Below are 14892 nucleotides of genomic sequence, written 5' to 3' on the forward strand. Positions count from 1 at the left end.
CTTAGTAAACACGTGCTTTAGGTGGGAAAGCTTCACGTAGTACAGGCGCCATATTAACGTCACGTTTACACATACTTTCTGTTTCAGGATTGAAGATACTGTGGTGTAACCAATTTGCATCATCACGATCAGGGAAGTCAAAGCGACTATGTGCACCACGACTTTCTGTACGGAAGTTTGCTGCTAATGCAGTTGAAAATGCTGTTTCCATTAAGTTATCTAATTCTAAACATTCGATACGGTTAGTATTAAATTCACTACTTTTATCATCTAATTTTGCATTCTTCAAACGTTCGCGTAAAACTCGTAACTCAGCAAGACCTTCTGCCATTGCTTCACCATCTCTAAATACTGAGAAGTTGTTTTGCATGCATTGCTGTAAATCTTTACGAATTTGGTTAGGACATTCAGTGCCATCGCCTTTCTCCCAACGATTAAAGCGTTCTAATGCGGCTTCAATATTCGCTTCAGTTGGTGCTTTAGCAGTATTTGTCTTAGTTAATACTTGGCCAAGATGTTTACCCGCTGCACGGCCAAATACAACTAAATCTAATAATGAGTTGCCACCTAAACGGTTTGCACCATGAACAGATACACTTGCAATTTCACCTACTGCAAATAAACCTTTCACTTCTACATCTTTACCATTTTCATCAAGTTTTAATACTTGACCATTCACCGTTGTTGGTACGCCACCCATCATGTAATGACACGTAGGAATAATTGGAATTGGCTCATGAACAGGATCAACGTGTGCGAAAGTACGAGATAATTCACAGATCCCAGGTAAACGAGACTCTAAAACATCCTTTCCTAAATGGTCTAATTTCAATTTGATGTGTGTGCCCCATGGACCTTCACAGCCACGACCTTCACGAATTTCAATCATGATAGAGCGAGCAACAACGTCACGGCCAGCTAAATCTTTTGCATTTGGCGCATAACGTTCCATGAAGCGTTCGCCGTCTTTATTAAGAAGATAACCACCTTCACCACGACAACCTTCAGTCACTAATACACCTGCACCAGCAATACCGGTTGGATGGAACTGCCACATTTCCATATCCTGTACAGGAACACCTGCACGTAATGCCATACCAACACCGTCACCAGTATTAATGTGAGCATTCGTAGTAGAAGCGTAAATACGACCTGCACCACCAGTAGCTAAAACTGTTGCTTGAGCTTTAAATACACACACTTCACCACTTTCAATATCAATTGCAGTACAACCAACCACATCACCATCATCATTTTTAATTAAATCAAGTGCATACCACTCAGAGAAAATGGTTGTTTTGTTTTTAACGTTTTGTTGGTAAAGCGTATGTAACAATGCATGACCTGTACGATCAGCAGCTGCCGCAGTACGCGCAGCTTGTTCACCACCAAATTCTTTCGATTGACCACCAAATGGACGTTGATAAACTGAACCATCTTCGAAACGAGAAAATGGCAAGCCCATATTTTCAAGTTCACGAACAGCATCAGGACCTTCTTTACACATAAACTCGATAGCGTCTTGGTCACCAATAAAATCAGAACCTTTAACGGTATCGTACATGTGCCATTCCCAGTTATCTGGATGAGAGTTACCTAATGCTACGGTAATACCACCTTGAGCAGATACTGTATGAGAACGTGTTGGAAATACTTTAGTAATCAACGCACAACTTTTGCCTTCTTGCGAAATAGATAATGCCGCGCGCATACCTGCACCACCAGCACCAATAACAATCGCATCAAATTCACGAATAGGTAAACTCACCTTAAACACCCCACAAAATTACAAAACCAAAAATAACGTATATAAATGCAACTGTTGTTAACACAAACTGTAATGTGCCACGTAATAACGTACATTTAACGTAATCTGTTAATACTTGCCAAACACCAATCCATGCATGAACTAACATTGCCACTAAAGCCATTAATGTAAATACTTTAGTAAACGTTAATGAGAAAAAGCCTGTCCATACTTGATAGCTCATATCTGCAGAAACAATAAAGCCTACAAAATATAATATGTAGGCTAATAGAATAACTGCACTGGCACGAATCAAGATGTAATCATGTACACCACTGCGCCCAAATGTTCCTGCAACCTTTACCATACTAAAATCCCCGCTAATACCGATAATACAACTGTGAGAGCAAAGCCCACTTTTGCACTTAATGAAGCACTTTCTAAATCTTCCCAATGACCTAAGTCTTGAATCATATGACGAACACCAAATACAGCGTGGTATGCTAGTCCTGTTAATGATCCCCAGAAAATGAATTCAACAATGAATAAGTCAAAATAACTTTGTACACGTTGGAAGTCTTCAGCGGAGGATAATGAACAATTAAGGAGGATTAGGAATATTGCTAAAGCAATAAAAACGATGATCCCAGAAACACGATGCAAAATTGATGCAATTGCTGTAACGGGAAATTTAACCGTAGATAGGTCTAAATTTTTTGGTCTCTCTTTGCGCACAATTTATCTCTTTTTTAATGGCCAATTACAAGGGGTTGTTTCACAATTGCTATTGTTAGCACATTGTTAATACAATGTGACGCGCATAAGCTTTTTTTTGTGATATAGGCACAATATAAAATGGATTTTCTGCCTTATAAGTCACAAATTAATATTATTGCTTCTGCTCAGTAATTTCGGGGACTTACAACATATTATCAAGTATTAATCTTTTTAAAAAAACATTGATCCATCACAATTTTTATGTCACTTCTCAAAGTTTAAATGTTAAATTTGACAAGGTCATTTTAAGCCTGTAAAAATATGCGCAACAAAAAACATCTAAAAATTTTAGACAAGGGAGAAAATAATGTCGGATAAAACTGCAATACTTCATTTACCAGGACAAGAACCTGTAGAATTACCAATCTTAACAGGCTCAGCAGGTAATGATGTAATTGATATCCGTAGCTTAGGAAAAACTGGCTACTTCACTTACGACCCAGGATTTCTTGCAACTGCTTCTTGTGAATCAGCAATCACATACATTGATGGTGATAAAGGTATTCTTTTACACAGAGGTTATGCGATAGATGAATTAGCCGAAAAGTCAGATTATTTAGAAGTATGTTATCTATTATTAAACGGCCAACTACCAACTATAGAAGAATTTGCTAAATTTAAACACATTGTTCTCCACCACACTATGTTACATGAGCAATTAGTTTCTTTTTACCGTGGTTTTCGTCGTGACTCTCATCCAATGGCTATCATGTGTGGTGTTGTTGGTGCTCTATCTGCTTTCTACCATGATTCTTTAGATATCACTAACGAATCTCACCGTGAAATTGCGGCATTCCGTTTAATTTCAAAAATGCCTACACTAGCAGCAATGAGCTACAAATACTCAATGGGACAACCATTTGTATCTCCAGATAATTCACTATCTTACGCTGGTAACTTCTTAAAAATGATGTTTGCTATTCCTTGTGAACCGTATGTTGTGAATCCTGTACTAGAAAGTGCAATGGATAAAATCCTAATTCTACATGCTGATCACGAGCAAAATGCTTCTACATCGACAGTACGTTTAGCGGGTTCTTCAGGTGCTAACCCATTTGCATGTATCGCGGCTGGTATTGCTTCTCTATGGGGTCCTGCTCACGGCGGTGCTAACGAAGCTTGTCTAGAAATGTTAGAAGAAATTGGTAGTGTTGATCGTATTCCAGAGTTTATTGCACGCGCTAAAGATAAAAATGACCCATTCCGCCTAATGGGTTTTGGTCATCGTGTTTATAAAAACCATGATCCTCGTGCAACGGTAATGCGTAAAACATGTCACGAAGTATTAGATGATCTAAACATTGATGATCCACTACTAGATGTGGCAATGGAATTAGAGCGTATTGCACTTGAAGACCCATACTTCATCGAGAAAAAACTTTATCCTAATGTAGATTTCTACTCGGGTATTGTTTTACGTGCAATGGGTATTCCACGTACTATGTTTACGGTAATCTTCGCTATTTCTCGTACTATTGGTTGGATTTCACACTGGAAAGAAATGCTAGATCAACCAGGCCAAAAAATTGGTCGTCCTCGCCAGTTGTACACAGGTGAAGTTGATTTAAATTATCCTAAACGTGTTGATACTTTCCTTTTATAGTCGCACCACTTAGTGTCACAGCTAAGTGCAATGATTAAGTAAATACCTCTAAAGCCAGTATTGATACTGGCTTTTTTTATTGCTAAAAATAATACCAATTGCATTTAGTATGTGATTTGATCTATTCAAAGTAACAAAATGATTGAAGAAATTATGTCTAAACAATTATTTGCATTATCTAATACTGACACCTATTTTCCTGATCCGAATAAAGCATTAAACGATCCTGAAGGTTTACTGGCGATTGGTGGAGATTTATCTAGCAAACGTTTAATCAATGCCTATCAACAAGCTATCTTCCCGTGGTTTTCCAAGGGAGAGCCTATTTTATGGTGGAGCCCCGCTGAACGTGCAGTGATCCAACCTGAACACGTTCATATCAGTAAAAGTATGAGTAAATTCATACGTCATACCGATCTTACAATCACTGTTAATCATGATTTTTCATCTGTGATTGAAGCATGCTCTCTGCCACGTCAAAAACAAGCTGAGACATGGATAAGCCCTGCTATTAAACAAGCTTATAAAGAGTTACATCAATTAGGTTATGCTCATTCAATTGAGGTATGGAATGGTGAATTATTAGTTGCTGGATTATATGGGGTAAACGTCGGAGGCATCTTCTGTGGCGAGTCTATGTTCCAACAGCAGACGAATGCATCAAAGCTTGCTTTTATTGCATTATGTCGTCATTTTTCGGCGCATCAAGGACAACTTATTGATTGCCAAATGATGACACCTCATTTAGCAAGTATGGGGGTCGAGGCAAATACAAGAGAACAATTTTTAACACAGTTATCACTATTTAAAGAAGCCTCATTAGATGAACATTGCTGGCAACAACAAATTCTATTACTGACCCCTTAATCAAGTTAAGAATAAAGTCATGGAATAACACGCACTTTATAAACCTCTTAACTAGAAGTTAAATAAAATGCGCCTTATTGAAGATTATTATTTATTGATTAACTGGCTGTTGATTGCACCTAGAACTGCTTTTCGTGTAATTAAACCAACATACTCAGCATCTTCATTTAATACTGGATACATTTTAGGTTTTTCATGGATCATCTTCTGTGCCAAGTCCACGATACTTAACGTACCTTGTACTGCCAAAGGAGCACAAGACATCACGTCTCCTACTAATGCAGCATGTTCACTGTAGTAATTAGCTTCAATAATTTTAGCTAAGCAATCTTGCTCAGATAACCAGCCTACAACATGCCCTTCTTGATTAACAACAGGACCACCGATTAGGCTTGAAGCTAGTAGTTTATCTACTGCTGCTTCTAAATTCATATCTTCAGTAAATGAAATGCTTTTACCTGTCATAAATTGTTTTACTTGTAAATTTTCCATATCTTATATTTCCTTTATTAGATAATTCAATCTAACCCTTTTTTAAAAGAAAGTCGATATTTCAAAGGAGATAAAAGAAGATAGTATGCTAAAATATTTTCTTTATATATCAATCAACAAAGGGTCTTAATATGGCTTCATTACAAGAGCAATTAATGAATTCAGGCTTAGTAAATAAGCAAAAAGCAAAACAAGCACAAACTGAAAAACGCCGTCAAGCAAAGCAAAAAAAGAAAAAAGGATCCGTGGTGGTTTCTGATGTGCAACTTGCAGTACAAGAAAAAGCTGAATTACAAAAACAAAAAGACCTACTGAATAATCAACAAACACAAGAACAGTTAGCAATTCGTGCCGCACATGGGAAATTAATCCAAATGATCGCGCAACATTGCGAAAAAGATTATCAGGGTGAATTAGATTATCACTTTACTTATGATAATAAAGTTAAACGCATTGCGGTTACTAAAACGATCCAACAAGGTTTAATTAAAGGTGCTTTTGCTATTTGTGTTTTGAATGAAGAATTTTATTTAATCAATAAAGAAGCAGCAGGAAAATTACGTGCCATTGACGAATCAGTATTAGTTGCTCTTCATGATCAAACTGAGAATAAATCATCTGAGGTTGAAGATGATCCTTATGCTGAGTTTGCAATACCAGATGATTTGATGTGGTAACAATAAGGTGCCAGTTAAGCCATTCTTTAGCTTAGCTGGCAATCATAACAGTAGTTACGCCTGTAATCGTAAAGACGCCGTTAATAAGCACAGAGCCCCTTCTAAATCGAGATTATTTAATGCAACAGAAGCTTGCTCTTGCACAATAGGTTTAGCATGAATAGCAATACCCAAAGCAGATGCAGCCATCATCACTAAATCATTTGCGCCATCACCAATAGCAACAGTCTGTGATGCTGCTATATCATATCTGCTAGCTAATTCATGTAAAGTTCTTGCTTTAACATCCGCATTTACAATTTCACCCGTCACTTCACCAGTTAATGTATTATCGATAATTTCTAATGTGTTGGCATAAGCCGCATCAAAACCATGATCATCTTTTAAACGATTTGCAAAATAAGTAAAACCACCAGATGCAATGGCCACTTTCCAATTCGCAGCTTTTAAACCAGCAATTAACGGTATTAATCCCGGCATCAGCGGCATATTATCAGCCACCTCTTTAATTAAACTTTCTGGTGCACCTGCTAATTTCCCAACACGCGTACGTAAACTGCCATTAAAATCTAATTCACCACGCATAGCGGCAGCAGTCACCGCCGAAACTTGTTCACCCACACCGTACAAACGAGCAATTTCATCAATACATTCAATTTGAATTGTAGTTGAGTCCATATCCATTAACACCAAACCAGGTTTAGTGAAATCAGGTAAACTAGCTACTAAAGCAAAGTCACAGCCGACTTCCAGTGCAAATGCTTTAATTGCTTGTTGTAATACTTGAGGCGCTTTATTTAATGAAAAACGAATAAAACTGACTTGTTCTACACTGCCTAAGTTAGCTAACAGGACTTTTGTTACAGCTTGTTCTAGCAAGCAAGTTTTCAAAGCATTTAATACACTAGTCGATAATTCTTTGCCCATCAGAACTAATTCAGATTGGACAGAAAAGGTGCTATCAACATTTTCGTTTATCAAAAATAACGATTGCTTTGCCGCTAAATCACTGAGTAAATCAGATTTCCATTCCATAATTGAAAGAGAATTGGCAGGGACTTGAAGTGTTTTGCTTATTTCCACTGTAATATACCTATGTAGTTAATTGCTTTATAAATAAAGACTTAAAAATAATTGCAAACAAGATAACGATTGCTCATTTATAATGCAAGCGCAGATGGAATAACTAAGGAATTAAACAAATGGATAACAAACTTTTTTGGGTAGTACGTATATTACAACTACTTACCCTATGCATTTTATTCACTGTGATCAGTTATCAATTTGTTAGTTTAAAAAGCGAATCAAATGCCGTACGTTACCAACAAACAGAAGCTTTCTCATATTCCCTAACTAATTTAGCAGCCGCTCAGGCAACCCGTTACCTATCAGAGAAAAAGCATAAAGACCTACAACTACTCATGGATGAACTCAGTGAAGATCCTAATGTGAGAGATGCCACTATTTATGATCAATTAGGGCAAATTATCTATCAATCTAAAACAGCATTGCCTTTACCTGTACTATTACGATTAGGTGACAACAGCATAGAACCCGAAGGTGTGATCCCTTATATTGCAGAGCTTTATTCAGAATCAACCAAAATAGGTTATATACGTGTTACATTAGAGCAAAAACGTATTTTAAGTTTAATTTATGATTATCAAGAACGCGGTTTTTCTATTCTAATGTTATTAATCATTCTTGCTTTTACTGCGGGTATAATTCTTATGGCCGTCTTTTTTAGAAAATCAGAAACGGCTTATAAACAATTAATTACAGAAATTCCAAAAGGTATAGAACGAGCAAAAAATGATGTCGCTAAACTAACTTCCCGTAGTAATAAATAAGTAAATGCCCAAGAGTGCACAAAAAAACATCAAACAAACCATAGTTGATAAAGTTTCATTGACAGTCACCTTGAGATGCAGCAAAATCACTTCGCTTTCAACAGCTTCTATATAAGCTCGCTTAACTCAGTTGGTAGAGTGCCGCCATGACATGGCGTAGGTCACTGGTTCAAGTCCAGTAGCGAGCACCATATTTTATTTTCATATCATACATTAACCCTATAAACTCTATTACTCCCTCTATATAAAACTTACTCTATTTCTAATAATTTCAGTGATTATCTCAAGCACTGGAAAGTTGTAATAAATTGATAAAGTGAGCATATATATAAATTCACTGTATTATCCAGCTCTCCATTTTTGTTTACTTATCAAATTAATTATTAGCTCCGTATATGCCTGCTTACATCAAAATGTAAAAAGCCAGTCAAATAAATTAACTGGCTTTATCTTCCGTGTTTAAATTGTACGACTACGAATTTAAGTTAAAGACGGTAATGTTTAATTGATGTGTATGCTTATTTGCAGTGACACTGTAAATTTTATCACCAATACGCTTTAGCGAATCATGTCGATTTAACCGAACATCCTTTAATTTTTGGGCTGGTTGAACTGTATTACCATTGCTATCAATTACTTGCATAATCGTTGATTCAAAACCATTTGCATTCCATTTTTCCCACAAGACTAAAAATTGATCATTGCCGATACTGCTCATGTGAATTCGAGTGGCGCCTTCTACTTTGCTAGGCTTTACTCCTGACGCAGTATGATATTGAGTAAGCCACTTGATACCCCTTACTTGTTGATCATGTTTCCCGCCATCGAAATCATAATAAGCACCCTCTTCTGGCTGACTGCCATTCTCAGTGATCACCAAGTCATTCTCAATCACAGTATTCTTATTGGTTGTCTGATCTAGATTTTCATTAATTAACATGAAACCAACATTCATTGGATCGTGGCTACCTGTTCGAGTATTATCTAAAACCTTACCTGTAGGGCTTGGCTCTCCTGCAAACACCATGACTAACCCATTATCTGATTCTCTAACCATACCAATTTCAGAGTAAGTTGAATTATCATTTGATGAACCATAAATAGGTGTTCCATCAGGTTTTACCCCTATTTGTGGAAAAGGACCACGTCCATGGTGAGATGGCGTCGTATAATGATTTGTTTTGAATGTATAGACGACACGAGAATCACGTCCTTGATCAGTTATTCTGTGTACCAAAATTCCACGAGGGTAATTATCACCAATCTCTGTAGCAATAAAACTTTGTCCATCTTCTGCAACCGTCATCTTATTACCAAATGAGTGACCTGCTGTTTGTCCCATTGATTTGATAATAGAAAGTGTTGATGCATCAATCAAATACGCATCTGCCCCTTCGTGGTTAAGTCCATCACCAGTGACTGTATGTTTACGGGCCATAATCAATGCCAACTTATTATTTGCATACTCTAAGCTTACTTTAAAGTGAATGCCAAGATTATGCTTAGCATCAGACGGCGTATCAATACTTCCAAATTCAGTGGCGTTTAATGGGTTTTTATTGGATGCTGATGGTTGATTTAATTCTTTTTCTTGAATGATATTTCCTTGCTGATCAGACTGAACCAACACGACAGACAATACATCGTTTTTCAAAAATACAGATTTGGTTTCTATCATTAAATAAAATAGGTTCCCATTTTCATCGGAAGCCGCAGCCGCCAACATGCGCTTTGTATTGTCTTGTGGTTGTGAGAGTTCAATGGTTGAAGTTAATTGATTATCATCAAACTTAGTGAGATACACTTTATGCTGTTGACGGTCTTGCCAGATAATGCCCAACCCTCCATCATCCAGCGCTATTGGCGTTAAAAGGCTATTTACTCCCATACTTTCTGGCCCGCCATTAAAATCACTAATCCCCATCGGGGTGCGATTTGAGCCTACATCTACAATGTATTTATTAACATTAAAAGCGCCGGCGCTTGCTATTTGTGCACCTTGTAAACCTTCATCAATCTTAGAATAACTGCTCAACCGAGTGCCTTCGGGTACAACAAGCAAAGTCATCTCGTTTTTGAACCTGTTTAAGTTTATATTTGGTAGCTCAGTAAGGCCTGTCGCGGTGACTTTAATATCACTGATTGCAGTAAACTTAATTCCATCAAAAAGATAAACGCTATATTCCCCTGTTTGTTGAAAATCAAAGGCCAAGCTCACATTAGATGCGGCAAAGTGCTTAGCAGGATCCTGGCTTGGTGAAATTTTATAAGCAGTGTAGCTATCCTCTTTGCTAGTGCTTAATACACCATATTCAACGTGATAATTTCGATTATTATAATCCCCCCCTACCCAGCAACCGCGTCCATCACTTGACTGAACAATGAGTAGATTTTCTAATCTATCTTCCGACCTAGCGTGACTATAATTTTGGTCACAATCAGCTGATTTTGAATCCCCAATTAACATTTTTGTTGCTTTAGCAGTAAACTTATACTGCTTTAATAAAGGTAAATCGCTAAACGAGTTGCCTGTATTAGCAGCATTCGGCGTATTGGTTGAAACGCTCATACCCGTTGAATTAGTTGAATTATTCCCACCTGAATTACAAGCGGTTAATGCGAATAATGAGACGACAGCGATGACCAAAAAATTTCTTTTTTTCATTTTCTAACCTAAATAAAATAGTGATTTTATGTAAATGATAATGGGGATGTTTTAAAAATAGATTGAATGTAAATGTAATAACGATGAAATAGTCTTAAAAATAGTTAGATTAGATTAACGGTAAAATACTTCATAAACTGTGTCAGTTCAGGTTTGCTATTTACAATGAAAGCCTAATTATTTTTTTATTTCTAACATTCCAATTTAAATGTGGAGTTTATTGGTTATTAGGAAAATATTATTGATCCGCATCACTATAGTGACTCAAATCACATTTTTAAGGGGGGGGGAATGTAACTGTCTTATATTAGCAACTTCATCTGAAAAGATTTGAGAAGAGATTTAGGACACTGTCGTGTTATTGAGTGCGAGCCAATTAATTTATTAAAATATAAGCTAACTTAAATTATGCTCCCAATAATTGAATTCCTACCGGATAAGGTCGTTATATTCTGCTTGTATTAAATATCAATGAGTAAAATAAATGACTCAATTTAAACCATAATTTCAACGACAATATTTTTAACTACAAAACTTAATTTGATTAATTCCACAATACAATATTATTTGCTTGATATTGGACACAAATCGGTATTATTAACGGTTAAAACAGTTCCATCAGAATAATAGCAATAACGATTAAAGCCATTAATTTTTTGGTTAGTTAACGAACCAAAGCCTGCATTTCTATTTTGAATAGTGATTGTAGGTGAACCGTTGTTTTTTGATTGTGCTGAGTTATTGATTGGGCATAAATCGCTACTATTTACGGTTAATACTCCACCATCTGAATAACTACAATAACGGCTAAAGCCATTAACTTCTTGTGATTTAAGTGTCCCCCACGCAAAAACATCTAACGAGAAAACGACAAAGAAAAATAAGATAATTGTTTTACATTTAGACATATTTATTTACCTACACTCTTAATATTTTGCGTAATGCATTTAGTACTACATGAGACAATATCTACCACTTCTCCCTTTTACTAAAGAAAAAGAGTAAAAATAGTTTTAATGCTGTTTAGATTTTAAGTACTAAAAATCAATTTCAACCTCTGATGAACAGCTTACTAACAATTATTTTGTTTAAAATTCAAACAAATAATGTCAGCACCATGAAATGATGCTTAACATGTCAACTTGTTACGGGCTTGTTGTAATAGCGATTCTTATGTTGCACCTAGGTTAGCAATTTAAAAACCAATGATTTTCATTATGTAAAATTATCAGTTATTTCATACTGCATGTTGGATTTTAAAAGATGATGAAGGTATACAAGAGTAAAGGTTTAACGCAAAAAGACTAAATGATAAACATTTCAACATCATTATTCTGATCTAAACAACACTTCGTTCTTAATTTAAAGGGTATTTGTTAACTACGAAGCGATTCTGTTAATCCATTACACAAAAACTCGTAATACAAGATGTATTACAGTTAATTCAAGCTTAAGGTAAATACTTTATGAGTCAAACAAAAATACCCAATACAATATTTGGTCATCCTAAAGGATTGTTTTTATTATTTTCAACTGAGTTGTGGGAACGATTCAGTTACTATGCAATGCGTGCAATTTTAGTGCTTTACTTAGTTGATCAAGTTAGTACTAAAGGCGGACATGGTTTAGGTTGGAGTCAAGAAAATGCACTATCTTTATACGGTACTTTTACCGGTCTAATATACTTAACGCCACTCATTGGTGGTTGGTTAGCTGATAACTATTTAGGACAACGTAAAGCGATCTACATTGGTGGCGCACTAATGGCCGCTGGACAATTCATGTTAGGTACACCACATGCTTGGATTCCAGGCATGGAAACTCAAATGTTCTACCTTGGTCTAGGTGCTTTAATTCTAGGTAATGGTCTATTCAAACCCAATGTTTCAACTATGGTTGGCGACTTATACGAAAATGGTGACAATAGACGTGATGGTGCTTTTACTATCTTCTATATGGGTATCAATTTAGGCGCATTTCTATCTGGCATTGTCGTTGGTTTTGTTGTCGCTAAATTTGATGGTAGTTATCAAGCAGGCTTTATTTGTGCGGGTATTGGTATGCTCCTATCGCTACTAATTCAGTTCACCTTTGCACAGAGATTTTTAGGTGATATTGGTAAATACCCTGCAGCCAAGTTACAACAGGCTGCAAACAAAAAAAGTGGCTTAACAAGCAAAGAGCCATTAACCAAAATTGAACGTGACCGTATTAAAGTAATTATGGTGATGGGGTTATTTACGATTATTTTCTGGGCTGGTTTTGAACAGGCCGGTGGATTAATGAATTTATTCACTAATAACTTTACAGATCGCATGATTGGAACGTGGGAAGTACCTACTACTTGGTTCCAATCATTGAACGCTATGTTCATCGTTATATTCGCTCCCGTCATTGCTTCTATCTGGATAAGATTAGGTAAAAATGAGCCAAACTCTCCTCTTAAATTTGCGATTGGCTTAATTCTACTTGGGATCGGTTTCTTATTTATGATGGGTGCGGTACTGCAAATGGATGGTGATCATACTGCTAAATCAAGCATGTTATGGTTAGTTGGAGCTTATTTCTTCCATACTATGGGCGAACTATGTTTATCACCTATCGGCTTATCAATGGTGACTAAATTAGCACCGCTACGTATAGCTTCATTGATGATGGGAGCATGGTTCCTATTTGTTGCCATTGCGAATAAAGTGGCTGGTGTTATTGGCTCATTAATTGGTCATAGTACGTCAGTGGAAGATCAGCTTGCGAATGCAATGTCTATCTTCTCAGGCATCGCACTTACCGCTGCTGTTTCAGGTATTATTCTGTACTTTATGTCTGACAAACTAGTTGATTGGATGCATGGTGCTGAAAACAAACAAGAGCCAAATGAAACAGTAATAGTTGAAGATGTCTCTGTTATTAGTGAGCTTGAACCAATTAAAGCTTAAAACAAGGACATTTTATATCTTGTTATATTTGCCACATTTATCAGTACGATAGATTGGCGAATATAAATAGAGAGGGGATGTAATAGGTAAGCAAAACTAACCTTTACATCCCCTTTTCATTTTATTTATTAGCAACAAATTACTTTTGAGGAATAATTAAGTATTTCTCTCCGGTTGCTTGTTTAGAATAAGCAGCGATTGATTTTAATTGTAACGCTTCTGCTAATGACACTTCATGAGTATATTTACTGGCAAAGGTGGTTGTGATCTCATCAGCTACACGTTGACGCATTTTAATGACAGTTTCTGTTCCTAGTTTCCCTAAAGCATTAAACAATAAGAAACCACTCACCGCCCAAGCAAAACCAAAGTTACGATGTAAGGTAATTGGCCCACGGTTTAATGCACCATAAATATAAACTTGTTTAAAAGTATCAGTCCCGTAAACACTGTGCTCTTGTATATCTCGAGCAGCTGCGGCTTCCATACAATTCAAAATATCACTTGTTAATTGGCCGCCACCAATTGGATCAAATGCAATCGTGGCACCTGTTTCAATAATTGCAGCAGTTAAATCAGCAATAAACGTATCATTGCTTGAGTTGACTACATATTTTGCCCCCATGTTACGTAATAATTTTTCTTGCTCTTGTTTACGTACAATATTGATTAAGTCGATACCATCGGCAATACAAATGCGGTTTAACATTTGACCAAGGCTAGACGCTGCAGCTGCATGAATAATAGCTTTATGCCCTTCTGCTTTCATGGTTTCTACCATCGCTAATGCCGTTAATGGATTAACAAAAGACGATGCCCCTTCTTTGGCAGTTGTTCCTTCTTTTAACAGCAAACAGCTTTGTACATTTGCACATAAATATTGGCGGTAAGTTCCTCCCCCAATCACAGCCACAGTTTTACCCATTAATGCTTGTGCTGCTGGTGATGAGCCTGCTGCTACCACCGTTCCCGCACCTTCATTACCCACTTGTGTTGCTTTATTAACACGTGTTTTAAGTGATGGCATGTACTCAACTGGTACATCTGCTGTAATGATTGGCTTTTTCTCTGTGCCTGATTGAACGGCTTTAGACATATCTCCAGCACTAAACAGAACAGCTAAATCTGATGGATTTAAAGGTGCAGCTTCAATGCGAATAACAACTTCGTTTTCACTTGGTTGTGGCATATCTATTTTTTGTAATGCTAATGTGAGTTTGTTGTCTTCACTGATTGTTGATATAAGTTGAGTATTTGAATTTGTCATCTATTTTGCTC

Annotated in this window: 13 protein-coding genes and 1 tRNA gene; 6 read left to right on the plus strand and 8 right to left on the minus strand. The window is 36.6% G+C overall.

The window, feature by feature from the left end; translation table 11 throughout:
* Window position 1 precedes the first annotated feature (1 nt).
* Genes sdhA through sdhC form a run of 3 tightly spaced genes read right to left on the minus strand, consistent with a single transcriptional unit; the run spans window position 2 to window position 2482 of the window.
* Window positions 2-1768, minus strand: a complete 1767-nt coding sequence (gene sdhA / locus E2R68_RS06255) for a succinate dehydrogenase flavoprotein subunit (RefSeq protein WP_134276634.1) — start codon at window positions 1766-1768, stop codon at window positions 2-4.
* 1 nt (window position 1769) lies between these two features.
* A complete protein-coding gene (gene sdhD / locus E2R68_RS06260; protein ID WP_134276635.1) occupies window positions 1770-2114 on the minus strand; it encodes a succinate dehydrogenase, hydrophobic membrane anchor protein in 345 nt (114 codons plus the stop codon).
* Entirely contained in the window at window positions 2108-2482 is a 375-nt protein-coding gene (gene sdhC / locus E2R68_RS06265; RefSeq protein ID WP_134276636.1) for a succinate dehydrogenase, cytochrome b556 subunit, read from the minus strand. Before sdhC ends, sdhD begins: the two co-directional genes overlap by 7 nt.
* 349 nt (window positions 2483-2831) lie before the next feature.
* Here sdhC and E2R68_RS06270 point away from each other — a divergent pair, with 349 nt between their 5' ends.
* Both E2R68_RS06270 and aat read left to right on the plus strand, forming a co-directional pair.
* A complete protein-coding gene (locus E2R68_RS06270) occupies window positions 2832-4127 on the plus strand; it encodes a citrate synthase (RefSeq protein ID WP_134276637.1) in 1296 nt (431 codons plus the stop codon).
* A gap of 138 nt (window positions 4128-4265) precedes the next feature.
* On the plus strand, window positions 4266-4994 hold the full coding sequence (gene aat / locus E2R68_RS06275; protein WP_243834618.1) for a leucyl/phenylalanyl-tRNA--protein transferase: 729 nt from the start codon (window positions 4266-4268) through the stop codon (window positions 4992-4994).
* 87 nt (window positions 4995-5081) lie between these two features.
* On the opposite strand, the gene E2R68_RS06280 is transcribed toward aat, so the two are convergent.
* A complete protein-coding gene (locus E2R68_RS06280) occupies window positions 5082-5486 on the minus strand; it encodes a CBS domain-containing protein (protein WP_166738817.1) in 405 nt (134 codons plus the stop codon).
* 131 nt (window positions 5487-5617) lie between these two features.
* Between E2R68_RS06280 and E2R68_RS06285 the strand changes: the two genes are divergently transcribed.
* On the plus strand, window positions 5618-6163 hold the full coding sequence (locus E2R68_RS06285; RefSeq protein WP_134276638.1) for a DUF2058 domain-containing protein: 546 nt from the start codon (window positions 5618-5620) through the stop codon (window positions 6161-6163).
* A 54-nt stretch (window positions 6164-6217) separates the two neighbouring features.
* Here E2R68_RS06285 and serB read toward each other — a convergent pair whose 3' ends face one another.
* A complete protein-coding gene (serB, locus tag E2R68_RS06290; protein ID WP_243834619.1) occupies window positions 6218-7246 on the minus strand; it encodes a phosphoserine phosphatase SerB in 1029 nt (342 codons plus the stop codon).
* Window positions 7247-7365: 119 nt separating this feature from the next.
* Here serB and E2R68_RS06295 point away from each other — a divergent pair, with 119 nt between their 5' ends.
* Together E2R68_RS06295 and E2R68_RS06300 are read left to right on the plus strand one after the other, a co-directional pair.
* Window positions 7366-8013: an AhpA/YtjB family protein gene (locus E2R68_RS06295; RefSeq protein WP_134276639.1), complete on the plus strand. Its 648-nt coding sequence runs from the start codon at window positions 7366-7368 to the stop codon at window positions 8011-8013.
* Window positions 8014-8128: 115 nt separating this feature from the next.
* Window positions 8129-8204, plus strand: a tRNA-Val gene (locus tag E2R68_RS06300).
* 281 nt (window positions 8205-8485) lie between these two features.
* Here the strand turns inward: E2R68_RS06300 and E2R68_RS06305 are convergent.
* Window positions 8486-10678 (minus strand): hypothetical protein, encoded by a 2193-nt coding sequence (locus tag E2R68_RS06305; RefSeq protein ID WP_134276640.1) that lies wholly within the window; start codon window positions 10676-10678, stop codon window positions 8486-8488.
* Between the two features lie 563 nt (window positions 10679-11241).
* A complete protein-coding gene (locus E2R68_RS06310; protein ID WP_134276641.1) occupies window positions 11242-11586 on the minus strand; it encodes a hypothetical protein in 345 nt (114 codons plus the stop codon).
* Window positions 11587-12144: 558 nt separating this feature from the next.
* On the opposite strand from E2R68_RS06310, the gene E2R68_RS06315 reads away from it, so the two are divergent.
* Window positions 12145-13614: a peptide MFS transporter gene (locus E2R68_RS06315; RefSeq protein ID WP_134276642.1), complete on the plus strand. Its 1470-nt coding sequence runs from the start codon at window positions 12145-12147 to the stop codon at window positions 13612-13614.
* A 139-nt stretch (window positions 13615-13753) separates the two neighbouring features.
* Here E2R68_RS06315 and E2R68_RS06320 read toward each other — a convergent pair whose 3' ends face one another.
* A complete protein-coding gene (locus E2R68_RS06320; RefSeq protein WP_134276643.1) occupies window positions 13754-14881 on the minus strand; it encodes a zinc-binding dehydrogenase in 1128 nt (375 codons plus the stop codon).
* Between the last annotated feature and the right edge of the window lie 11 nt (window positions 14882-14892).

It is taken from the genome of Psychromonas algarum, from assembly GCF_004376845.1.
Classification (GTDB): domain Bacteria; phylum Pseudomonadota; class Gammaproteobacteria; order Enterobacterales; family Psychromonadaceae; genus Psychromonas.